At 43.8% G+C, this 22,588-nt stretch carries 20 protein-coding genes; 8 read left to right on the top strand and 12 right to left on the bottom strand.

Annotation, left to right across the window (positions count from 1 at the left end; genetic code table 11):
- Positions 1 to 25 precede the first annotated feature (25 nt).
- A complete protein-coding gene (locus tag V7K30_RS12110; protein ID WP_334999380.1) occupies positions 26 to 2,860 on the top strand; it encodes a M16 family metallopeptidase in 2,835 nt (944 codons plus the stop codon).
- Between the two features lie 345 nt (positions 2,861 to 3,205).
- Here the strand turns inward: V7K30_RS12110 and V7K30_RS12105 are convergent, their stop codons facing one another.
- Both V7K30_RS12105 and V7K30_RS12100 read right to left on the bottom strand, forming a co-directional pair.
- Complete coding sequence (locus V7K30_RS12105) at positions 3,206 to 3,823, bottom strand: DUF4231 domain-containing protein (RefSeq protein ID WP_334999378.1); 618 nt, start codon at positions 3,821 to 3,823, stop codon at positions 3,206 to 3,208.
- A 9-nt stretch (positions 3,824 to 3,832) separates the two neighbouring features.
- The gene (locus V7K30_RS12100; RefSeq protein ID WP_334999376.1) at positions 3,833 to 4,579 is read right to left on the bottom strand and encodes a hypothetical protein; all 747 of its coding nucleotides are present in this window, start codon (positions 4,577 to 4,579) and stop codon (positions 3,833 to 3,835) included.
- Positions 4,580 to 5,300: 721 nt separating this feature from the next.
- Between V7K30_RS12100 and glyA the strand changes: the two genes are divergently transcribed.
- The 6 genes from glyA (at position 5,301) to V7K30_RS12070 (ending at position 9,436) form a co-directional block, all read left to right on the top strand.
- Positions 5,301 to 6,584, top strand: a complete 1,284-nt coding sequence (gene glyA / locus V7K30_RS12095; protein WP_334999374.1) for a serine hydroxymethyltransferase — start codon at positions 5,301 to 5,303, stop codon at positions 6,582 to 6,584.
- A 232-nt stretch (positions 6,585 to 6,816) separates the two neighbouring features.
- A complete protein-coding gene (locus V7K30_RS12090; protein WP_334999372.1) occupies positions 6,817 to 8,067 on the top strand; it encodes a competence/damage-inducible protein A in 1,251 nt (416 codons plus the stop codon).
- Positions 8,068 to 8,115: 48 nt separating this feature from the next.
- Positions 8,116 to 8,376 carry a CopG family transcriptional regulator gene (locus tag V7K30_RS12085; protein WP_334829378.1) on the top strand — a complete coding sequence of 87 codons (261 nt, stop codon included), beginning with the start codon at positions 8,116 to 8,118 and terminating at the stop codon, positions 8,374 to 8,376.
- A complete protein-coding gene (locus V7K30_RS12080) occupies positions 8,363 to 8,785 on the top strand; it encodes a type II toxin-antitoxin system VapC family toxin (protein ID WP_334999370.1) in 423 nt (140 codons plus the stop codon). Before V7K30_RS12085 ends, V7K30_RS12080 begins: the two co-directional genes overlap by 14 nt.
- Positions 8,786 to 8,960: 175 nt before the next feature.
- Complete coding sequence (locus V7K30_RS12075) at positions 8,961 to 9,218, top strand: type II toxin-antitoxin system HicA family toxin (RefSeq protein WP_334999368.1); 258 nt, start codon at positions 8,961 to 8,963, stop codon at positions 9,216 to 9,218.
- Positions 9,215 to 9,436: a type II toxin-antitoxin system HicB family antitoxin gene (locus tag V7K30_RS12070; protein ID WP_334999366.1), complete on the top strand. Its 222-nt coding sequence runs from the start codon at positions 9,215 to 9,217 to the stop codon at positions 9,434 to 9,436. Before V7K30_RS12075 ends, V7K30_RS12070 begins: the two co-directional genes overlap by 4 nt.
- 55 nt (positions 9,437 to 9,491) lie before the next feature.
- Here the strand turns inward: V7K30_RS12070 and V7K30_RS12065 are convergent, their stop codons facing one another.
- The 3 genes from V7K30_RS12065 to V7K30_RS12055 all read right to left on the bottom strand — a co-directional run bounded on the left by V7K30_RS12065 (position 9,492) and on the right by V7K30_RS12055 (position 11,736).
- Entirely contained in the window at positions 9,492 to 11,051 is a 1,560-nt protein-coding gene (locus tag V7K30_RS12065) for a hypothetical protein (RefSeq protein ID WP_334999364.1), read from the bottom strand.
- Between the two features lie 74 nt (positions 11,052 to 11,125).
- Positions 11,126 to 11,347 (bottom strand): hypothetical protein, encoded by a 222-nt coding sequence (locus V7K30_RS12060; RefSeq protein WP_442941059.1) that lies wholly within the window; start codon positions 11,345 to 11,347, stop codon positions 11,126 to 11,128.
- Between the two features lie 98 nt (positions 11,348 to 11,445).
- Positions 11,446 to 11,736 (bottom strand): type II toxin-antitoxin system prevent-host-death family antitoxin, encoded by a 291-nt coding sequence (locus V7K30_RS12055; protein WP_334999362.1) that lies wholly within the window; start codon positions 11,734 to 11,736, stop codon positions 11,446 to 11,448.
- Positions 11,737 to 11,940: 204 nt separating this feature from the next.
- On the opposite strand from V7K30_RS12055, the gene V7K30_RS12050 reads away from it, so the two are divergent.
- Positions 11,941 to 12,735, top strand: a complete 795-nt coding sequence (locus tag V7K30_RS12050) for an LmeA family phospholipid-binding protein (protein WP_334999420.1) — start codon at positions 11,941 to 11,943, stop codon at positions 12,733 to 12,735.
- A gap of 536 nt (positions 12,736 to 13,271) precedes the next feature.
- Here V7K30_RS12050 and V7K30_RS12045 read toward each other — a convergent pair.
- The 7 genes from V7K30_RS12045 to V7K30_RS12015 form a co-directional block, all read right to left on the bottom strand.
- On the bottom strand, positions 13,272 to 14,663 hold the full coding sequence (locus V7K30_RS12045; protein ID WP_334999360.1) for a UDP-glucose dehydrogenase family protein: 1,392 nt from the start codon (positions 14,661 to 14,663) through the stop codon (positions 13,272 to 13,274).
- A 148-nt stretch (positions 14,664 to 14,811) separates the two neighbouring features.
- Positions 14,812 to 15,762, bottom strand: coding sequence for a UDP-glucuronic acid decarboxylase family protein (locus V7K30_RS12040; protein ID WP_334999358.1), 951 nt, complete (start codon positions 15,760 to 15,762; stop codon positions 14,812 to 14,814).
- A 585-nt stretch (positions 15,763 to 16,347) separates the two neighbouring features.
- Positions 16,348 to 18,486, bottom strand: a complete 2,139-nt coding sequence (locus tag V7K30_RS12035) for a cation:proton antiporter domain-containing protein (protein WP_334999356.1) — start codon at positions 18,484 to 18,486, stop codon at positions 16,348 to 16,350.
- A gap of 145 nt (positions 18,487 to 18,631) precedes the next feature.
- Positions 18,632 to 19,288, bottom strand: coding sequence for an HAS-barrel domain-containing protein (locus tag V7K30_RS12030; RefSeq protein WP_334999353.1), 657 nt, complete (start codon positions 19,286 to 19,288; stop codon positions 18,632 to 18,634).
- Between the two features lie 125 nt (positions 19,289 to 19,413).
- A complete protein-coding gene (locus tag V7K30_RS12025) occupies positions 19,414 to 19,611 on the bottom strand; it encodes an NAD(P)H dehydrogenase subunit NdhS (protein ID WP_069070957.1) in 198 nt (65 codons plus the stop codon).
- An 87-nt stretch (positions 19,612 to 19,698) separates the two neighbouring features.
- Positions 19,699 to 21,012, bottom strand: a complete 1,314-nt coding sequence (rodA, locus tag V7K30_RS12020) for a rod shape-determining protein RodA (protein ID WP_334999352.1) — start codon at positions 21,010 to 21,012, stop codon at positions 19,699 to 19,701.
- 205 nt (positions 21,013 to 21,217) lie between these two features.
- A complete protein-coding gene (locus tag V7K30_RS12015) occupies positions 21,218 to 22,288 on the bottom strand; it encodes an Mrp/NBP35 family ATP-binding protein (RefSeq protein ID WP_334999350.1) in 1,071 nt (356 codons plus the stop codon).
- Positions 22,289 to 22,588: the final 300 nt, after the last annotated feature.

Raw genomic sequence — 22,588 nt, 5'->3', positions numbered from 1 at the left:
ATAGATTTTGAATTTCGCATTGCTTATGAAGCTACGCTCATATATGCTTATCGGGTTTTTACTTAGCCTTTTCCTAAGTATTGTGCCTTTTTCAGGCAATTTCACCAATGCTGCAACACCGACAGCAGTCGCACCTGTATCTGCTCTCTCGTTCACCCAAGGGGTGCAAAAAACGGTATTGGACAACGGCTTAACAGTGCTAACTAAAGAAGTCCATACCGCTCCAGTAGTGAGCGTACAAGTTTGGTATAAAGTTGGTTCACGTAATGAGGTTAAGGGAGAGAATGGCATTTCTCACCAACTAGAACATTTGATGTTCAAGGGTACAACTGACCGTCCAGTGCAGTTTGGCAGGTTGTTTAGTGCCTTGGGTAGCCAGTTCAATGCCTTTACTAGTTATGACGAAACAGCTTACTTTGGCACAGTGCAACGAGACAAACTTGAAGCACTGCTGACACTGGAAGCCGATCGCATGGAAAACTCCTTAGTTGGGCCTGAGCAACTTACAAGTGAAAAGCGGGTGGTGATCTCCGAGTTACAGGGGTACGAAAATTCACCAGGCTATCGTCTGAGTCGGGCAGTGATGCGAGATGCTTTCCCTAGCAGAGCCTATGGCTTACCTGTGGGAGGCACAAAATCTGATGTAGAAAAATTCACGGTGGAGCAGGTGCGGAATTATTACAAAACCTACTACAGTCCAGAAAATGCGACACTGGTGATTACAGGGGATTTTGCTACAGAACCTGTACTCAAAGTTGTTAAAGAAACTTTTGGTAAGTTATCGCAACGAGCAAAAAAGGACAGGGAATCTTATGACGCACTTGATAACGCAAGCAGAGCACTTGATCATTTCTTAGCATCTTATTCCATCGTTGACGCTTCCTCGTCTACCCCTACCCCTGTTACTAAAAAAGCGCCAATTGTCCTCAAGCAACCTGGAAGTGCAGCAATATTGCAAGCGGTGTATCCTCTGCCAGATATCAAACATCCTGATGTCCCGGCAATTGATGTAATGGATGCCATCCTCACCGGTGGACGTAGCTCTCGGCTTTACCAGGCTTTGGTGGAATCTGGACTTGCTAGTTCAGTGAGTGGCGGTGCAGCTGAACTCATCGAACCAGGTTGGTATGAGATTAATGCTACGGCGGCTCCGGGTCAAGAGTTGGGGAAAATTGCCCAGGTGCTCCAGGAATCTTTAGCAAAATTGCAACAGGAGCCAGTCACCACAGAAGAATTGAACCGGGCAAAGACGCAACTGCAAGCCTCGTATATCTTGGGTAATCAAGACATCACTAGTCAGGCTAGCCAACTGGGATATAACCAAACTGTGGCCGGCGATTATCGTTTTATTGAAAGGTATCTCGCTGCGATCGCAAAAGTCACTCCAGCCCAGGTACAGCAAGTAGCAAAAACTTACCTCAATCCGGCTAAACAAACCATCGGCTTCTTTGAGCCAACTCAACCAGATGGTAAACCAGGAACTTCCAACGCTGGTTCGAGTCGCACAGTGGAAAATTTCAGCCCCGGTAAACCTGTAGATCCAGCAGAACTGGCCAAATATCTCCCACCTGCTACATCAGCTACAGATTCGGGCAAACAATCACTACCAGAAGAGTTTACCTTGAATAATGGTTTGCGGGTTCTGCTGTTAACGGATCGCAACCTCCCCACCATTAACCTAAGTGGACAAATTGACGCCGGTACTGAATTTGACGGCAATCAAAAAGCTGGATTAGCGAATCTGACTGCGAACAACTTAATGAATGGGACGCAGACTAAAAATGCTCTTACCCTAGCAAAAACCTTAGAAGATCGGGGAGCCGATTTGAACTTCGGTGCCAGCCGCGAGGGAGCTAGTATTAGCGGTCAGGGACTTTCAGCAAATCTGCCGATATTGATTCAAACTCTGGCAGATGTGTTAGAAAACGCCACTTTCCCAGCCGACCAGTTAGAACTCAGTCGTCAGAGGGCGTTAACAAGTCTTAAAGTCCAGCTAGATGACCCCAGAGGACTGGGACGACAAGTATTTCAGCAAGCAATTTACCCAGAAAATCATCCATTCCACAGCTTTCCCACATTTGAGAGCTTAAAGAGCATTACTCGTGATGATTTGCTTGGCTTTTACCAGACACACTACCGACCAGATAACACAACGATCGCCTTAGTTGGAGACTTTGATCCGGTTAAGGTAAAAGTTTTGCTAAATCAGGCGTTTGGCAAGTGGCAAGCCACAGGTAAGCCACCTGTGCTGAAAATATCATCCGTGCCATTACCGCAAACTTCGACACGTTTAAACAAAGTAATTCCTGGTAAAGCTGAGGCTGTTACCTACATCGGCTACAACGGCATCGCTCGGAAAGACCCGCGTTTTTATGCAGCACTGGTACTGAATCAAATTTTGGGTGGTGATACCTTATCGAGCCGCTTGGGTACGGAAGTGCGCGATCGCCAAGGTCTAACCTATGGTATTTACAGTGCTTTTGCCGCCGGAATCAATCCCGGCCCGTTTTTGATTCAGATGCAGACTGCTCCTGGAGATACCCAAAAAGCGATCGCCAGTACTTTGGCTTTACTCAAACAGTTGCGTGAGCAAGGAGTAAGTGAAGCTGAATTCAACGCGGCAAAACGCTCAATTACCAATAGCTACCCTGTGGATTTAGCTAATCCCAGTGATGTATCAAGCATCATTTTAGATAATGCTGTCTTAGGACTTTCACGATCAGAAATTCGAGACTTCCCCCAGCGGATTCAAGCAGTCACTATGGCTCAGATGCAACAGGTAATTGCGGATTTCATTAAGCCGGAAAATCTGGTAATTGTCACCGCCGGGCCTGGAGATACTGTACCCAAGGGCGGTTAATTAACTCATCGAATTTTAGATTTTAAATTTTGGATTTTGGATTGAAGGATTCAAAATTCAAAATTTAACCTTACACTACTAAGAGATACATATCCGAACATATTGATGAACTATTTCTCTATCTAACAGAGGAGAGAGTTTATTTAAAAAATCGATAATATCTAGCTCTTAGCGATCGCAGATGAGAGTGCTTTTAAATCAATCCGCTTAGGTTAATACTTGATCCTCCCTAACCCTCCTTAAAAAGGAGGGGACTAGAGCAAATTTTACTCCTAACTCCTAACTCCTAACTCCTAACTCCTAACTCCTAACTCCTAACTACTGCTGTATATTGTTTTCCCGATTTTATTCTTCTTCTTTCTTCTCTTCCAAATTGGTTATCTTTGCATTTGGCATCAGGATATAGTTTTCCTGAGTCTGTGGTTCTTCTTTCTTTTCTTGTACAACTTGAGTGGCATATATTTCCACATCTCGTTGAATAATATCTTCTACATGACCGGCAAAAAGATTAAACGCCTGTTCGTGGCTTGTATAATTACGATAAGGGCCTGTAAACTGTGAGAATTGCCACCCTTGGCTTTTCAAAGATTCGACAGTCCGGCGATAGTGTCGCCAACGTTCTCCATAGTGAAAAAACTCTTCAATGGCAGCACTAATAGCAACTATTTGGCTCAAGCTAAAAGTTGAGCAGATAATGACATTCTTGACTCTATCGTTAACTGATCGAGTAGTGTTAATGTTTAGACTTACCAATGCCGGGAGAATTACACCACCAACAATAGTTGTTATCCGCAACAAATAATGGCGATCGCGTGATAAATTCGCCTTGCCTTCCATCCAGAGTACTTGGTCTAACCAGCGCGATCGCAAAAAATGCCTTTGCACATCGCCTAACTTCATCCCTTCAAATAACTTGTTAAAATCTTGCTTTAAAAATTCCTGATAACTATCTTTTTTTGCCATTATTCACTCCTAACTAGAAAGCAAATTCTTAATTATTTTGCCTAAGTTTTCAACTTCCTTCTCTATGTCGATTAAGTCGATGTATTGTAATGTACCAGATTTAGCTAACTTTTTAGCTCGCTCATCTGTAGCCTGTCCACGCAAGGCATCTGCAAGGATATCTGCGGTTCTACCACTACCAGCAATCACAACAACTAACCTTCCAGCATTAACGCTAGAAAACGCATCATCAAAGGTAATCTCACCACCATTCAAAAGTACAGTCAGCGAAGGTGCATTATTGGCCAGCACAGTTGCAACCTGAGATATCCAAGTAGACTCGTCGCCCCAATTATTGCCAGGAACCAGTACAAAATGAGTATGGTTTGGCTCTAACGGTGTCAAATCAGCAGCAGGTTCTGGTTGATTAGGTAAAGCCACTTTGCTTTCGGGTGCTACACCAATCAAAGCAAACTTAGCACCTATCTGGGTACGAGCCTCACCCATCAATTGCATGACTCCCACATCCGTACCTCCATCCACAACATAAGCCCCCAAACTTTCGGCGATGGGAGCTAAAACTTCCGTAAACAACCGTTGAATGCGGAAAAAGTCGGCTTCACTGATGTTACTTGCACCCCCCACTACTACTAAAACAGAACGCGAACCGCCAAGCCCTATTCCCTCAAGAGCATCTGGTAATTCAGCTTGTTGATCAACTCGAATAGCTAATGCTGTTTGTCCGCTGTCAAAGGTAAGTTTCAAACAATTTTTCATTTGTCAACAATTCTAACTGCTTAAGTTTTCCAGCGTAGAACTTCGCAGTCATGTACCGCAAGCGTTGTATTACGCAGACTCAATTGCCGAAGCGTTCAGCTTTTTGTCCTCACACAAACCGCAGAAAATCGGGTTGTCAAGAAGAGGCAGGGGGAAGGGGGAAGGGGGCAGGGAGCGGGGAGAAATGAAGCCATCCAAGAGCTGTGAAGCTGCATCGGAACATGGGTCTGAGTCCCCACTTCTTATAAGTGGTTCTCGTTCAGATGGGGTCGAATCCCTTTTCTGTTTTATCCCCCCTGCTCTGCCTCCTGCTGTTTTTTAGTTCGTCGAACTCACGTTAAGCTGACAATCCTACCGCCACTTGCCCACTTTTTTACACCGTCCCCTGTCTTTGTATATTCCCAACTTCTGACTCGGAATTTCCTCCGCTGTTATACTGAAACGCTCAACTTTGTCTTACAGAGGAGCGATCGCAGAAAACTTCAATTAACCCAGGTTCAAAAAGCAAGGTTATGATCGTTAATGCATTAATCGAGCTTGGGTCTAATAATAAATAAGTTGGCACAAATAAACCTCCATACTGCGGAGACGATTAATTGCCTCTGTAAAGCAGTCAAAAACCATTGAACTATAGACTTTAGGCATGGACACTTGACTGTTACTTGGGTGCTACATCCAACCAAAATCAGCCGTTGTACAAACTTCCATAAGGATAATTGAAGTGACTAGGACTAATTCAGACTTTCTTTCCTCCAGTGATCCAGCGATCGCGGAGTTAATCAACGACGAACTACAGCGTCAGCGAGATCATTTGGAGTTGATTGCTAGCGAAAACTTTACCTCTGCTGCGGTACTGGCGGCTCAAGGTTCGGTACTGACAAATAAATATGCCGAGGGATTACCTGGTAAACGCTATTATGGCGGTTGTGAGTATATCGACAAAATTGAGCAGCTAGCGATCAACCGCGCTAAACAGATATTTGGCGCTGCTCATGCGAATGTGCAACCCCATTCTGGCGCACAAGCCAATTTTGCCGTGTTCCTGTCGCTGCTGCAACCAGGGGACAAAATTATGGGAATGGATTTGTCTCATGGGGGACATCTCACCCACGGTTCACCTGTAAATGTCTCAGGTAAGTGGTTTCAAGTTAGCCACTACGGTGTCAGCCAACAAACAGAACAACTTGACTATGACCAAATTCGGGAGCTGGCGCTGAGGGAGCGTCCTAAGCTGCTGATTTGTGGTTATTCGGCTTATTCCCGGATAATTGACTTTGAAAAGTTCCGTAGCATTGCTGATGAAATCGGCGCTTACTTACTTGCCGATATTGCTCATATCGCTGGTTTAGTTGCTAGTGGTCTTCACCCCGATCCCATTCCTCATTGTCATGTAGTAACAACAACTACACATAAAACTTTACGCGGACCTAGAGGTGGTTTAATCTTGACCAGCGACGCAGAACTAGGTAAAAAGCTAGATAAAGCTGTTTTTCCTGGCAACCAAGGCGGACCATTGGAACACGTCATTGCAGGTAAAGCAGTAGCTTTTGGAGAAGCTCTGAAGCCTGAGTTTAAAACCTATTCTGCCCAAGTGATTGAAAATGCTCATGCTTTGGCCGAACAACTACAAAATCGGGGTTTAAAGCTAGTGTCAAATGGTACTGACAACCATTTAATGCTCGTGGATTTACGCTCTGTCAGTCTAACTGGTAAGCAAGCGGATCAGCTAGTCAGTACTGTGAATATTACTGCTAACAAAAATACTATTCCTTTTGATCCGCAATCGCCATTTGTAACCAGTGGATTGAGGTTAGGTTCGCCAGCAATGACCACGCGGGGCTTGGGAGTAGCAGAATTTACCGAGATTGGAAATATTATTAGCGATCGCCTGCTTTCTCCAGATTCCGACATCGTAACCCAAGATTGTCGGCGACGGGTAGCAGCATTGTGCGATCGCTTCCCCTTATATCCTCACTTGGAAATTCCTGTACCAGCCTTAGCATAATTGGGCATGGGGCATGGGTTTTCCTTGTCCCCCTTGTCCCCCCTAATCCCCACTCCTTACCTTACTTTTCACGTTATGTGAAAAAGCCTACGAAAAACCTAACCCCCTAACCCCTTTCTCGACGCTCTGAAGGTGAAAATTCAAAGTCTCTCTCCTTTTAGGAGAGAGATTTAGAGAGAGGTTTTCCAGATACCGTGAAAAGTCAGACTCCCCACTCCCCTTCCCCAATCCAATGAGTGCAGAAATTATTTGTGTTGGTACTGAACTGCTGCTAGGAGATATCCTCAACGGCAATGCTCAATTTTTGGCGCAACAATTAGCGCAGCTAGGTATTCCCCACTACTATCAAACAGTGGTTGGGGATAATCCAGAACGGTTGAAGCAAGTTATAGAAATTGCTATTTCCAGAGCGCAAATTCTCATTTTCACTGGTGGACTCGGCCCGACACCAGATGATCTTACCTGCGAAGCGATCGCTGATTTTTTTAAAGTCCCGTTAGTAGAACGCTCTGACATCATCGAAGACATAACCCAGAAATTCGCCCAACGTGGTCGGGTTATGTCACCAAGTAATCGCAAGCAAGCTTTGATTCCCCAAGGTGCAGAAATCCTACCCAATCCCAGTGGAACAGCACCCGGTATTATTTGGCAACCCCGCCCTGAAATCACGATTTTTACCTTTCCCGGTGTTCCTAGTGAAATGCACCTGATGTGGGAAGAAACAGCCGTGCCATTTCTCAAAAGTCAAGGTTGGGGTAAAGAAATTATTTACAGCCGGAGTTTAAAGTTTTGGGGTATTGGTGAATCGGCTTTGGCGGAAAAGGTTGCTTCCTATTTGAAATTACCAAATCCCACAGTAGCCCCTTATGCAGGGAAGGGGGAAGTAAGATTGCGAGTTTCTGCTAAAGCAACTTCAGAAGCAGCTGCAGAAGCCCTAATTGCACCCATTGAGAAACAAATTAAAGAAATCGCCGGACTAGATTTTTATGGTGTCAATGATAATACCCTTGCTTCCGTGGTCGGTCAGTTGTTGCGTACATCAAAAGAAACGCTTTCGGTGGCTGAATCTTGCACTGGTGGCGGTTTAGGGCAAATGTTGACCGAGATTTCTGGGAGTTCTGATTACTTTTGGGGTGGAGTAATTTCTTATGATAATTCGGTGAAGGTTGGGCTGCTGGGGGTTAACCCAGAAGATTTAGATAAATTTGGGGCGGTAAGCGCGATCGTTGCAGAGCAAATGGCTGTTGGAGTAAAAACCCGCCTTGCAACAACTTGGGGATTGAGTATCACTGGTATTGCTGGCCCAACTGGAGGGACAGATACGAAGCCGGTGGGCTTAGTTTACGTTGGTTTAGCTGGGCCCAAGGATGAAGTGGCAAGTTTTGAGTATCAGTTTGGTGCGGCGCGAGGTCGAACTTTAATTCGTCATGTGAGTGCGAATGCAGCGTTGGATAATCTGCGGCGGAAGTTGTTGACGAGGTAGCAGATATGTTAGTCTTGTCATACGATTGTATGACAAGAGAGCATAACGATGCGAATTAATGCCCGATTAGATGACGAGTATGCTGACAAACTAGCTTATATTCAACAGCAGACTAATCAGGCTGTAACAGATGTGATTAAGTCTGCCCTGGAATTGTACTACCAACAACTTCAGCAGCAGCAAAAGAATTCTTTCTCGATGCTCACCGAAACAGGCTTTATTGGTTGCGGCGAGGCAGATCCCAACCTGTCTGTAAATTACAAATCAATTTTGAGAGATGGCTTAAAAGCTAAGTATGATTATCGTTGATACTGGCTTTTGGTTAGCATTGGCAAATCGCAATGACTCGTACCACACTCAAGCAATAATGGTACTTGCCAATCTCAACGAACCTCTAATTACGACTTGGCCTGTCGTCACAGAAACTTGCTATCTACTCTTAACAACGATGGGCGATCGCGCCCAAGTAAGTTTTATCAATAACTTATTTTTAGGGGTCTTTACGGTTTTTGATTTGCAACCCCATCATGGTAAACGTATTTGTGAACTGATGGAAAAATATGCGAACTTACCAATGGATCTTGCCGATGCTTCGCTAGTGGTTTTAGCAGAACACTTGGGACATGGAAGAATTTTGTCGATAGATTTTAGAGATTTTAATGCTTACCGATGGAAAAATCAGCATCCTTTTGAAAATCTGATGCAGATGGAAGTTTAATCATGCAGCTATGAGCAAAATTCCTATCCTCCAACCAAATAACTCATACACTTTCAGAAGCTTAATTTATATCGTGTTCCTGCTGATATAGAAGAGTTGCTTCGTATTTTAGTGGCGATACTAAGTTGCTGATAAAGATGGCAATGTCTTCTTAAAAAAGGGATAGGATGTAGAAATGTCGAAGAAGCGTAAATTGCTAGAGAAAGTCCTTTCTGGTTCCAGAAATATTCAATTTCATGAACTGGTTACTTTGGTTGAGGCGTTTGGATTTTCTCTATCACGGATTAATGGTAGTCACCACATTTTTACTCATCCAGATATTCATGATCTGGTTAACCTGCAAAATCGAAAGGGCAAAGCTGTTCCTTATCAAGTCCGTCAATTTTTGATTTTGGTTGAAGAATACGCACTCACTTTGGAGGATGAAGAATGAAAAACTATCATATTAATATTTTCTACAGTGAAGAAGATGAGGGCTATATTGCTGATATTCCTGATTTGAAATACTGTTCAGCATTTGGTTCAACTGAAGAGGAAGCGCTTCGTGAAGTCTTGCAAGCAAAAGCAGCATGGTTAGATACTGCCAAAACGGAGGGAAAACCAACTCCTGAACCGAGATATCGACCTGCAATTTACCAGATAGCTTCATGATTAATGGATGTGCTGCGATCGCCTTTGGAAATAAATCTTAACACCAATATTCAGGTTATTTAATTGCAGCCAAATCACAGTTTAACTTTTTGTTAATAGAATCTATAATCTTAGCTTCTGCTGGTGTAATTACCCCGTCTAGATCAGCAATTCTTTGACATTGCGCTAGTAGAGGTACAGCAAAATCACTATTAATTTGCTCAACTAAGGTTTCTAAAGATGGTGGAGATTTTATATTAGCTGCGATCGCCTCGATAGAGGCAGGGCTAAGATTGGCAGCTTGTAATTCTGGTAAAATATCTTCCCAAGATTTATCTGGATTATCTGCTAAGACGATATGAACCAAAATCTGATCCATAATCTTTTCTTGAGAAATAGCAGCTTCGAGAAATTTTACGCTCTCTACCTGAGCATCTACTAAAGTTGCCTCTAAAGTTAATGGATTCTGCTTTGCTTCATAAAACTGACAAGCAGCATAACCTAATGCGTATATCATCACTGCATTTGAACTAGCACCAATGACGGCTCCCGCTACTGGCACAATTCGTAGTAACCCCAAACCTGCTTTGATTGCTGTTTTTCCACCCAGCCCTAAACCAAAAATTGCTACTGCTTCCCCTTTGCGATCGGAATCGTTTAAATCCATTCCATAGGCAGCAGCAATTTGATAGACTAACTCCACTGATAATGCAGATGTAGCAGCCCAATCAACAGCAAATGTTAGAACAGCTTCTCCTGGTACAACACTACTAGCAAACCCTGTTATTCCCGCTAAAACAGCTTTTTCCAACATAAGATGATGGGCAATTTCTGCTGGGTGTTCATTTGGGTGTTCTTGCTGTAACTTTCTGACAGCAGCCTCGGCTTTAACTAAATCAACCTGTTGGATTAAAGGGTTTAACCAATCTTTATTTAGAGATTTTATTGCTACTTGCAATTGAGGATTATTACCAACAATTGTTAGCGCCTGCCCTGCTATCTGTGTTCCCTGAAAAGCTGCGCCACCAATCGCACCGCCAATGTCTACAGCCGCTCCTGCAACAGCTTGCCCTGCGTGAACGGCAGCACCTCCAACTACTTCGGCTGTTTCTGCTACTGCTTCAACCAATGAATCCCAAAAAGATGATTTTTTGACAGTTAATTTATTATAGCCTTTCTTAAGCAACTGAGGTACACCCAAATCTTGTTTAACAAGGTTAGTAGCTTTGAAAACGTACCTCACCAAGTCCGGAACCGCTATATCTTTTTTCTTTTTAGTAATGGCAATTGAAGATTCCACTTCAATCTCTGTTTGAGGTGTTAATACAGCTGAATTTACTAATGCTTGTAATTCAATTTCTTGTTGCCAATCGGGAAAATCTTCACCTGTGACTCTACCGTATATTTTGACATTCTTAAAAGATTGGATGCCTAAATTAATTAATCCATCACAAATAACCGGGACTACTAATTTTTGTACTGGAACTTCAATTGATTCCAGCATTATCTGTAGACAATTTTGTTTGAAACTAGTTTTTGGCGTAATTAGGGGTAAATTTAACCACTGACTTACCAGAGTATTAATCGCGTTTGTATCGCCCTGCTTGGCAAGTTCTAGAATATTTTCTTGTGTCATATTTAGTACTAGTGAGAATTTTCCTGACAACCTTACCTTGTTCAAGTATTCCCATTAATCAACTATTAATAACGCTATAACTCTTCCTCATCAACTTCATCAGCTGCAAGGAGTGCTTGTGAGCTATGACGCACATAAAGTACATAAACAGTATCTTCACGAATTGTAAACAAAATACGGTAGATATTTTTTGATTTGCCATAGAAAAGTTGACGCACTTCCTCAGAAAATACCTCATGTTCTAGAGCTAAGGCACACCGACGAGGTTTTTCTTGAAGAAATGCAATAGTATCCATCAACCCTCTAAACCACTGATCTGCCTGCATAGGCTGGGTTATACTCTCTCAGCCACAGGTATGCTGCCTCAATTTGAGCGTCTGCTGTCTTGGCTGTCCTAACTTGAAATGCCATATTTCTGCTGCATTTCTTGCTCAAATTCCTCAACAGGTCTTGTCCTACCTGCGTCTACATCCTCCAGTCCTTTGCTGATTCCCGCAATTGTTTCTAACTGTTCCAAAAGCTCTAGAAGTTTCTGGTAAGACTCAGCATCTTGCACAACTAATTCTGCTTTGCCATTCACGGTTAACACCACCGGTTGTCCAGTTTCCTTCATTAGCTGAATAAATTTAGAAGTATTGCGCTTGAAGCTTGAGAGAGAGTGAATATCTCGAACGATGTTCAGCATGACTTTGATTATGCATTAAATTTGCACTAAATATAATGCTAGCATTCAGATTATTTGATCAGATTAGTAATATTTGACACATTTAACTATTTGCCATCAGCCATCCTATGCCTACCCATCAGCAGAATTAATCTGGGGATCGCTTGCTGTATTCTTGACAATTTGTTACAAAAGTACAAAGAACTTCTAGAGACTAAAAACCACATGTTCGGCGGACTTACTGGTTTACAAGATCCTAAAGGCACAGATTGGGGAGAGCGAATGCTCAACACAGTGGCCAGCCAAACGATTCGCCACCTGTTTACGCAAAGCGAGTCAGTAGAAGTCTTTGTGCGCTGCTACCCCTCCAGCAAACTGTTGCAAGGCAGCATTGACAGCTTTAAAATGAGCGGTCGTGGCTTGGTGATTCGGAAAGATTTCGCGGTAGAGGAGATGTCATTTGAAACCGATGCGGTTGGCATTGACTTCGGCTCGGTTTTAAAGGGCAAACTCAGCCTTAAGCAACCCACTCAAGCGATCGCTCAAGTAATCTTATCAGAAGCAGGCATCAACCAAGCCTTTAGTGCGGAACTGGTGAAAAAGCGCCTGCTGAACCTCACCGTACCATCCCTGACAGAATTATCTGGCGGAGAACCAGTCTCCTTTACGGAAGTTCAGGTACAGCTATTACCTGAAAATCGCTTACACCTTGTAGCAAAAGCAGATTTAAACAATGGCGAACTTGTACCCCTGAGCATGATTCTAACTATAGGCATTGAAAGGCGGCGGCGAGTTTCTTTCAAAGATCCGAAAATTGAACTTGACCAAGTGCCAGAAGTGCAACGGGAAATTTCGCAAACCTTGAGCGTGGCGCTGGTAGAAATTTTAGATAATATGGTCGATTTGGATCGTTTTGACCTTGATGGAGTGAAAATGCGGCTGAACCGATTAGAAACTGAAGGTCAAAAACTTATTTTCAGTGGATATGCTGAAATTGAGCGTATTCCACATAGCGCTTGATATGATACTTTTACGTAAAAACGCCAAGTAAAGTGAAGCTTTAAACAAATAAAATACCGCCTAGATGATTCTAGGCGGTATTTTATTTGTTTAGGTTTTGAAGGGAGTTAGGAGTTATTGATTATGGGTTGTAATTAATTTTTATTAATTATTCCTAATATCATGTCCGGGTAATTAGTTGTGATTCCCATAGTCGTTGCACCCCACACGCCAGATGCTCCACTTGGGGAGACCCCAGACGCTCTCTACGAGACGCTGCGCGAACGCGGACTCGCTAACGCTGCGCTATCGCTTTTAGCGTCTCCCCTTCTCACATTGGGAGAGGCTAGCGCCCGCCGTAGGATGCCCGTTCGCAAGAGCGTCTCCTTTAGGAGAAGGGCTGTAGGGAGAAGACCGCACTGGCTCCCCTTAATCCCCTCCCCGCCGGCTCTTAGGGGAGACAAAACGCAGCTTTGGCGGGGTGGGGTTCTTCGGGTTTAATAAGTATCAAGCGGACATGATATTACTCCTGTACAGACGCGATTAATCGCGTCTCTCTATCTTCCCACCCCTACATATTGGAATCCAGCCCGGATCATTGTTTCGGGGTCAAGGAAGTTACGACCATCGATGATAACGGGGTGAGCCATCAATTTTGCCATCTTCACATAGTCGAGAGTGCTGAACTGCTGCCATTCGGTGACGAGTACTAAAGCATCGCAGCCGTCAGCAAGTCTTTCGGCATCGGTTTCTACTAGTACACCAGAAAGCCCATGACGCATACCTGTTTGGGAAATAATCGGGTCGTAGGCTTTGACTTTGGCTCCCAGTCGGTTTAGCTGCTCAATTAAGATAAGGGCTGGAGCGTCACGCAAGTCGTCAGTATCTGGCTTGAAGGTCAGTCCGAGTAGTCCAACTGTTTTGCCTTTGAGAATTTTCAGAACTTGTTGGAGTTTCTCCAAAGCAATCAATCTCTGGCGCTCGTTGACACTAACAGCAGCTTTCATTAGCTGGGCTTCATAACCATAGTCATCAGCAGTGTGAATCAGAGCGGAGACATCTTTGGGGAAACACGAACCACCCCAACCAATACCAGCTTGTAAAAACTTGTTACCAATGCGGGAGTCTAAACCGATGCCTTTAGCTACTTGGGTAACATCAGCACCGACGCGATCGCAAATATTAGCAACTTCGTTAATAAAACTAATCTTAGTGGCTAAAAAGGCATTAGCGGCGTATTTGATCATCTCCGCCGAACTCAGGTCTGTTGCCAGAATTGGCACTGGGGGTAAAGATTGATCCTCAGCGTACTTGCGTTCCACAATTGGGGCATACAATTGTTTCATTAAGGCTACTGCTCTTTGACTATTGCCTCCTAGTACAATGCGATCGGGGTTGAAGGTGTCGTGAACTGCCGAACCTTCGCGCAAAAACTCTGGATTGCTCACGACATCAAATTCGGCTGCTAACTCAGGTAATTTCTCATCACTCGATACCCCACCTGCGGTTACGAGTGTTTTCTGCTGTTCAGTAACACCATCTAGAACAAGCATCCGCACCCAGTCACCTGAGCCAATGGGTACTGTAGATTTATTCACGATGACTTTATAACCACCGTTGAGATTTTCGCCAATCCCACGGGCTACAGCTTCAACATAACGAGTATCACTTTCACCAGTAGGTAAAGGTGGTGTTCCCACAGCAATAAACAGAATTTCTCCGTGGGTAACTCCAGCAGCAAGATCACTGGTAAAATGAATTTTCTCTGTTTGAATGGCAGACTGCATAATTTCCGAGAGTCCCGGCTCAAAAATTGGGGACTGTCCAGACTTCATTAACTTAACTTTTTCTTCGTTGTTGTCTACGCAAATTACATCATGCCCAATATGAGCCAAGCAAGCACCTGTAACTAAACCAACGTAACCAGTACCAATCACGCAAACACGCATTTTTTAACTCCTCGCTTTTTTCGGGTTAGTCTTCAAAAAGAAGTCTCAACATGAAACTTACACACTGACAATAAACTCAGCCACTAAGTATACTAGCTACCGATAGGGATGAGCCTGCATGAAAATTCAGAGCGACGCTAGGTGCTGCTTAGGTGGTTAAATTATTGACATCGCTTTGAATGCGATCGCTAAAATCTTCTATTGTCAGTTTTAACCCCTCTTGCAGAGGAATGGTAGGTTCCCAATTTAACCAAGTTTTTGCCTTTGTAATATCAGGTTGGCGACGCCGAGGATCGTCCGAAGGTAATGGCTCAAACTTGATCTGCGCGTCCGGGTTGATCATATTTTGCACAGCTTCTGCCAATTGTAAAATCGTATATTCACCAGGATTGCCCAGGTTTACTGGGCCAATGTAGTCGCCATTCATTAGGCGGATGAATCCTTCTACCAAATCGGAAACGTAGCAGAAACTCCGAGTTTGCGAACCATCACCGTACACGGTTAAAGGATTACCCCGCAAGGCTTGAACTATAAAATTACTCACCACCCGACCATCGTTTTCTAACATTCTCGGCCCGTAGGTATTGAAGATCCGAGCAACTCGAATATCAACTTTATTTTGCCTGTAGTAATCAAATGCTAGAGTCTCAGCAACTCTTTTGCCTTCGTCGTAGCATGAACGTATCCCAATGGGATTGACGCTACCCCTATACTCTTCGGGTTGGGGATGAACTTCTGGATCTCCGTATACCTCACTAGTTGAAGCTAAGAAAAATCTAGCTTTCACCCGTTTAGCCAGCCCCAACATATTCAGCGTTCCCATCACGTTAGTTTTAACGGTTTTAACTGGGTTGTACTGGTAATGTACCGGAGAAGCAGGACAAGCTAAATGATAAATTTGATCCACTTCTAACCGAATTGGTTCGGTAATATCGTGGCGGATCAGTTCAAAGTACGGATGACCTAACCATTTAAGGATGTTGCGTTTGTGACCAGTGTAAAAATTATCCAAGCATATTAATTCATGCCCAGCAGTCATTAGTCGGTCGATGAGATGGGAACCAATAAACCCAGCACCGCCCGTCACCAAAATTCTCATAGTTTTCCAGTTACTTACAAATATTTTCAGTAGCTATTGCACTTACTTTTAGATTACCCAGCTTGGGGACAAAAATACAAAATGAAAAAAAATAACAAGGCTCAATCAAAAAGTGTTATTGAACTTACTTATTTTTCTCCAGTTGTAGTTTTGTGAGATTTTTACCTACTTCCTTAATAATTAACTAGCAAAATAACAAACATTGTTTGAAAACTGTCAGTCTTTTAGCTAAAGTTCATCAAATCTTCAATAAGATAAAGTGTTTTTAGGGTTATTACTTACTGTTCTAATTGTTGAATCCAAAGAAGCAGGGAGTAGGTTGACACTCACGCAACTTTAAGACCCTACCATTACCCAAATTTTTGTAATAGTCAAGTTGTGGCATTTACCAACATCCCACCCTGTACTTAAGTGCAGAGGCTGATATCATTTCACAAAATTCCTCCTACAAAACTTTGATAGGGGACTAAAGTTGTACATCCCTACAGCCGATTCATTTGTTGCAAAGATTTTTGTCAATGCGATGCCTCCGAGGGGCTACGCCAACGCAGCCCAAGTTCACTCATTTGGACTGAATGCCTTATATCATACAGCAGATGTAATGCTGGGAACCGTGTTAGACATAACTACATTTGTGGTTTGAGTGCGTTGCGGTTCTCCCAGCATGACAATGGAGCAGGTGAGTTGTCTGGCTAACTGAGTTGTGACATCGCTAATGGCTAACCCTCCAGGGCTGGTACGATTACGGATAAAAGGTAAAACGACTAAATCATATAATCGTGCTGCTTGCAAAATTGCTTGGGCAACATTTTCATGAGCGATAATTTGAATTTCTGGGGCATTGGCCAAAGCCAATTTAGATACCAATAGGGAGAGATGCGATCGCCTCCAAGCAATTTTACTGGAACTAGTGCGGCGATCGCACACATTCAGCACAGTAATGTGACTCTGATTTGCCTCTGCCAGCATCTGGGCAAATTGTACAGGCTGTAATGTCGGTGCTGTTAAGTTTTCTACTGGTACTAAGATCCGCTGAATTTTTTTCGGTGATTCTACTAGACGTGTCACCGCCACTGGACAATGGGATGCCCAAAGCACACCATCAATCACATTCCCAAATAAACGCGCTCGTAACCCAGTCCGTTTACCCCAACCCATAACAATTAAATTAGCCTTTTGTTCGCGAGCAGCTCTGCTAATTCCTTGAGCAAAGGCATCATCAATTCGCAGTACTGGTTCTGCGGCCACGCCCAATAATCGACTTTGTGCCGTGGCTTTAGTCAATAACCGCTCACTCCGTTGTAGAGACATTTCTAACTGCGGTGCATCCATCTGAGCAGCAGCAGTAGCGATCGCCAGTGGTATAATTTTGCCCTGAGACTGACGCGCTAATAAAGCCGCCATTTCAATCAAATACTGCTCGGTCTGAGGATTATACACAGGTACAACTATAGTAAAAGCACTGTCTGTTTCGCGTGCGTTTTGGTCAGGTAGGGGTGGTACTGGCTCTTCGGCTGGTGAGGAATTCAAACCAACAGCTATTCGACTGGTCATTAACGGCCCCAAGGTTGATGTGACAACCATTAAGACAATGACGCTGTGTAATACTTCTAGTGGCAGCAATCCAGCCCGATATCCCACTAACGTAGCTGCTAAAGTTGTACCAACCTGGGGAAGTGACAGCGACCACATCGTTAGCATTTCTTGCCAGTTATAGCGGTAAAGTAGTTTTGTTAACAAAGCTGCGATCAATTTACTGACAATCAAACCGACTATCATCAACACCGTTAACTTGAGCGTGTCCAGGTTGTTGGCAAAAGCGGGTAGATTGATCAGTAAACCAAGGTCAACAAAGAAAATGGGAATGAACAGCACACTGCCAATAAATACTACCTTTTCTTTGACTGGGCCTTCACCCACAGCTTCATTCACCGCCAAACCTGCTAAAAAAGCACCAACAATTTTTTCTACCCCAATCAATTGAGCGCCCACAGCCGCCAGAAACACAGAAAGCAACACAAACAAAAACTTGTTTCCTTCGTCATCTCCAGACCGCTTGAAAAATTCTTTGCCTGCCCAATCAAAGCCTGTGACAACGGCAACAGAGTAAATAATTAACCAACCCGACAAGGTGAGTAGTTTAGCAAAGCTGAATGCTCCAGCATGAGTGACGGCTACACAAACGGCTAATATCAGCACTGCCCCAATATCTGTAAAAATCGTCGCTCCAATGGTGACAGTAACAGCTTCATTATTTACCACTCCGAAACGAGTGATTATGGGATATGCCAAAAGGGTATAGGAAGCAAATAAAGAGCCAATTAAGATTGATGTATTCCAGCCATAGCCTAAAATCAGCCCTACTAAGGTTCCCATCACCAGGGGTACACTAAAAGTCAAGCTAGCAAACCCAAAGGCGCGACTTTTTTGTTGGCGAAATTTTTCTAGATCAACTTCTAGCCCGGCGACAAACAGCAAGTAAATTAACCCTATGTCTGATAGCAGGTTAATCATCGGCGAGTCAGACTGAAATAGATTCCAGCCTGAGGGCCCAAGTACTAGCCCTGAGAAAACCAAACCCACTAATCCTGGTAATCTTAGCCGCTCAAACATTATAGGTATAACTAAGATGACCACCAGCAAAATAGCAAAGGGAACAATTGGTTCCTTGCCAAGAACTTGGGAAGTTGGTTCCAGAACAAGAACTTGTGATATGAGTTCCATAGGTAGGAATTGAAGGGGCTATGGTAAAATTGCGATTACCTTGGGGGCGATCGCTTAATTGATCTAAATAAATGGAGAGGCCACCTGATGAAAAATCAAAAATATTAACTTACACTAACTAGGCAATTGTCTAAGAACTAACTACCTACGGATGGATTTGACTCAAAATGAACCGCAAGCGATCGTAGTCGTCTTTAAGGAGCACACTCAGGCTACGTCCAGCTTTAATTAGCCATTCTCGGTCAGCTTTGCGTAACTGGTATACATCTCGAATGGCAGCGGCGGTCAAAGACTCTATTGGCGCACCGTTAATGCAAAGCAGTGTCCGCAAAAAATCTAGTTCTTCAGTAAATTTAATGATCGCTTCTGGTTCACACCGATAAACAGCTTGATGAATTTGCGGGGGACGGGGTGGTAGGTACTGATATATTCTTTGGTTATAACCTCGATTCTGGGAAGAGTGCTCAAATCCCACGATCGCAGCCCGGAATTCAGTTCTGAGCATGGCAAATATCTGGGGTTGTTCCTCGCGTAAGTCTTGCAAGGACAATCCTAAAGCTCTGGCCCGATGTACGGAATCTATGGGCATAGTTGTGGCATAATATACCACAGCATAAATTTGATTACCAGATTCTTCATCTATAGAACAGACCCAACTACCAAAAGGTGGCATAGAGGGAAAGCTCAAATCTTCTGGTTCCAAACACTGAGCCAAAAATTCGGTACTAGTAGTCTCAATCACCTCCGCAATGTGGTTGGGATGGCGATCGGCAGTAGCAAACTGTGGTAAGGGGAGACGCATGGGAGTGCTGAGTGATGAGTTAAGAGTTATGAGTTAAGAGTTGGGAGTTAAGAGTGATAAGTTGAAGAATCATAACTCCTAACCCCTAACTTCTCACTCCTAACTAATCTCACTCCTAACTAATATTATTTGGCTTTTTTACGTCCGGCTGTGGTCTCTACGAGTTCCAATTCGCTCAGGCGGAAGGTAACTAATTTATCCCAGTTACCACCTTCAAATAATACGGCGACTTTGCCATCAGTCAGTCGTTGCACGAGTCCTTCGTAGCGATAATAGGTATCTGCGGGATTGTTGACGCGAACAGTTGCTCCAGGCAGGATCATGTTTTTAGCCTCGCTTGTTTCCTTTTAATAGCTTAATACTTGTCATTAGTCATTAGTCTTTGGTTCTTAGAAATGACTAATGACGAATCAATAATACTTCTGTCTTTGGCGAAAATTTGCTACTGATTCTACTATTCCCAAGGAAATGAAGTTGGTCAGCATAGCAGAACGCCCATAACTCATCCAAGGTAGGGGAATTCCTGCCACAGGCGCTAAACCTACAGTCATGCCAACGTTCACAATCACCTGAAACATGATCATGGACAAAACGCCAATAGCCAACAAGGAACCAAAGTTATCTTTGGCGGTTTGGGCAATATGTAGTAGGCGCAGGCAAATTAAGCAGAAGACAAACAGCACTACCAAACAACCAACAAAACCGAATTCTTCCCCCACTGCGGAGAAAATAAAGTCTGTATGCTGTTCAGGTACGAAATTCAGTTGCGTCATTGGCCCCTTGAACAGACCCCATCCCCAAATTTCACCAGCACCAATAGCAATGCGAGATTGGATTAAGTGATACCCAGCACCAAGTGGATCGTGATCGGGGTCCATGAATACAGTTAACCGATCTTTTTGATACTCTTTCAAAACATGGTTCCAGGCGAAGACTCCTAATTCGCCACCCACTATATTGAGAATCCACGCACTGATAGCGCCGAAACCAAATCGATGCCAGGGAAGAGTTTGCCAGCCGACAATAGCCATCGCAAATGACCAAACTATCCCTAATGGGCCAAAAGATAGTTCTTTGAATAAAACTATCGGCTCTGAGAAAGGCCAAGATATAGTAAACAAAATAGCGGCAACCACAGGAGAAATCATCAGAATTAACCAGCCTGGGTTAGCATTTGCCCAGTAAAGCATTCCTAAGACGATCGCACCAAATACCATTGATGTTGCTAAATCTGGCTGTAAAAATACTAATCCCCAAGGTATAGCGGTGATTGCCAGAATGCGGAAAACACCTTCGAGGCTAGAAGCAGTGCGCCTGTGTAGTAAAGCTGCTAAGGTGATGATCATGCCAACTTTGGCAAATTCTGAGGGTTGCACATTAAAGCCGGCGATACTAATCCACCGCTGTGCCCCTTTGGCGCTAGTACCAGCAATCATCACAGCGATTAAACTGAAATTCGTTAGTGTGTATGTTACCCAGTGCCACTGCATCAAGAGTTCGTAACGGATGCGAGATAAAAACAGGGCTATAAGCACGCCGATACCCGCTACCATCCAGTGCCACCACCAGTCAGTTACTGGCTGCTTCAGTTCCGTACTGAGGATCATGATGCCGCCAAAGATGCTGATAGCAATAGGCAAACAAAAAAGTAGCCAATCTACATACTGCCAGGGCTTAACCCAAGACTTCCAGCGAATTTTGGGGAGCGATCGTTTTAACAACATTGTGCCAGTTTAGACTTTAGCTTTGAGATTTTAAATTTAAGTGTTGGGCATTGGGCAATTCAATTTTGGATTTTGGATTTTGAATTTTGGATTAAATTTCAATCTAAAATCCAAAATCTAAAATCTAAAATTCTTGCTCCCCCTACTCCCTACTCCCTAATATTCCCAGGACATAGCCCAGGAAGTAGATAGAAATTAAAATTAATTATGTCAAAGCCGCAACTGATACTTTACCAGCAATGGTAAGAGCGATCGCTGTTAATGCTTTTGCCGAAGCCGAATCTGGTTCACCAACGACTATCGGCACACCACTGTCACCACCAACTCGCGTGGAAATCTCTAGCGGCACGCACCCTAACAGTGGCACTCCCAATTCGGCGGCTGTTTTGGAGCCACCACCGGAACCAAAGATGTCATACTGCTTATCTGGTTGATCAGGCGGGATAAAATAGCTCATATTTTCCACGATCCCCAATACCGGGACATTCATCTGCTGGAACATCCGCAATCCCTTGCGAGAATCTAACAAGGCTACAGTTTGCGGCGTGGTGACAATTACTGCCCCTGCCATCGGCACTGCTTGGGTTAAAGTTAACTGAGCATCTCCGGTTCCTGGTGGCATATCTACAATCAAATAATCCAGTTCTCCCCATTCAACTTGATAGAGAAACTGGCGAATTACCCCATTGAGCATAGGCCCCCGCCATATTACTGGTTGATCTCGGTCAATCAAAAAGCCCATTGAAACTAATTTGACGCCGTGATTAAAAGCCGGTTCCAGGATATCACCTGTTTCAGTGGAACGCACTACAATTTGAGCATCAGCCAGACCCAGCATGGTGGGGTCATTGGGGCCGTAAATATCAGCATCTAGCAAGCCGACTTTCGCCCCAGTTTGGGCTAGAGCCACTGCGACATTCACGGCTACCGTACTTTTACCAACGCCACCTTTACCGCTGGAAACAGCAATGATATTTTTCACCCCAGAAATGCCAGTGCGGTCGGGCAAACTTTTTTGTTGCGGTGTTTCTGCCGTCACTTCTATGCTTACATCTGTAACGCCTGGTAGCTTTTTGACAGCTTTCTGACAGTCTTCAACGATAAATTCACGTAAAGGACAAGCAGGAGTGGTCAACACCAAAGTGAAACTAACCTTGCCAGCGTCAATTTTGACGTTGCGAATCATGTTAAGTTCTACCAGACTTTTGCGGAGTTCTGGGTCTTCTACTGGTCGCAACACTTCTAAGACAGAGCGGGAGTCGAGGACATCGTACATAAAAAATTTAAAATGGAAAATTGAAAATGAAGAAATACACTCGTGGCGAACATCTTAGCTATTAACTGGATGCTTTCTTAAGCAATGTCAGCTTAGTGTTATCACTGTTACTGCCGTAATAAAACTTAGCAAATTCTACTATCACCTAATAGAATCTTAACTTTCTTTAGGGATTAGTTATTGGGCATTCGGCACTTGTACTGAGCGAACGCGAGTGCGTCTCGTAGAGAAGCCGTTGGCGCAGCCTAAGAAGAGAAGTATTGGGTATTAGTCAAAAATCCTCCCTCTGCCCCTCATCCC

Source organism: Nostoc sp., from assembly GCF_036917655.1.
Taxonomy (GTDB): Bacteria; Cyanobacteriota; Cyanobacteriia; order Cyanobacteriales; family Nostocaceae; genus Nostoc.
The sequence above is the reverse complement of the archived record's forward strand: the minus strand, read 5'-3'. Positions and strand labels throughout refer to the sequence as shown.

Excerpts from the sequence above, each read along its gene's own strand:
- V7K30_RS12055 (WP_334999362.1), bottom strand. The coding sequence starts at position 11,736 with ATGCTGAACATCGTTCGAGATATTCACTCTCTCTCAAGCTTCAAGCGC.
- V7K30_RS12030 (WP_334999353.1), bottom strand. The coding sequence starts at position 19,288 with ATGCGTCTCCCCTTACCACAGTTTGCTACTGCCGATCGCCATCCCAAC.
- V7K30_RS12070 (WP_334999366.1), top strand. The coding sequence starts at position 9,215 with ATGAAAAACTATCATATTAATATTTTCTACAGTGAAGAAGATGAGGGC.
- V7K30_RS12025 (WP_069070957.1), bottom strand. The coding sequence starts at position 19,611 with ATGATCCTGCCTGGAGCAACTGTTCGCGTCAACAATCCCGCAGATACC.
- V7K30_RS12100 (WP_334999376.1), bottom strand. The coding sequence starts at position 4,579 with ATGAAAAATTGTTTGAAACTTACCTTTGACAGCGGACAAACAGCATTA.
- V7K30_RS12105 (WP_334999378.1), bottom strand. The coding sequence starts at position 3,823 with ATGGCAAAAAAAGATAGTTATCAGGAATTTTTAAAGCAAGATTTTAAC.
- V7K30_RS12090 (WP_334999372.1), top strand. The coding sequence starts at position 6,817 with ATGAGTGCAGAAATTATTTGTGTTGGTACTGAACTGCTGCTAGGAGAT.
- V7K30_RS12110 (WP_334999380.1), top strand. The coding sequence starts at position 26 with ATGAAGCTACGCTCATATATGCTTATCGGGTTTTTACTTAGCCTTTTC.
- V7K30_RS12015 (WP_334999350.1), bottom strand. The coding sequence starts at position 22,288 with ATGTACGATGTCCTCGACTCCCGCTCTGTCTTAGAAGTGTTGCGACCA.
- V7K30_RS12045 (WP_334999360.1), bottom strand. The coding sequence starts at position 14,663 with ATGCGTGTTTGCGTGATTGGTACTGGTTACGTTGGTTTAGTTACAGGT.
- V7K30_RS12035 (WP_334999356.1), bottom strand. The coding sequence starts at position 18,486 with ATGGAACTCATATCACAAGTTCTTGTTCTGGAACCAACTTCCCAAGTT.
- V7K30_RS12050 (WP_334999420.1), top strand. The coding sequence starts at position 11,941 with ATGTTCGGCGGACTTACTGGTTTACAAGATCCTAAAGGCACAGATTGG.
- V7K30_RS12075 (WP_334999368.1), top strand. The coding sequence starts at position 8,961 with ATGTCGAAGAAGCGTAAATTGCTAGAGAAAGTCCTTTCTGGTTCCAGA.
- V7K30_RS12040 (WP_334999358.1), bottom strand. The coding sequence starts at position 15,762 with ATGAGAATTTTGGTGACGGGCGGTGCTGGGTTTATTGGTTCCCATCTC.
- V7K30_RS12065 (WP_334999364.1), bottom strand. The coding sequence starts at position 11,051 with ATGACACAAGAAAATATTCTAGAACTTGCCAAGCAGGGCGATACAAAC.
- V7K30_RS12060 (WP_442941059.1), bottom strand. The coding sequence starts at position 11,347 with ATGGATACTATTGCATTTCTTCAAGAAAAACCTCGTCGGTGTGCCTTA.
- V7K30_RS12080 (WP_334999370.1), top strand. The coding sequence starts at position 8,363 with ATGATTATCGTTGATACTGGCTTTTGGTTAGCATTGGCAAATCGCAAT.
- rodA (WP_334999352.1), bottom strand. The coding sequence starts at position 21,012 with ATGTTGTTAAAACGATCGCTCCCCAAAATTCGCTGGAAGTCTTGGGTT.
- V7K30_RS12085 (WP_334829378.1), top strand. The coding sequence starts at position 8,116 with ATGCGAATTAATGCCCGATTAGATGACGAGTATGCTGACAAACTAGCT.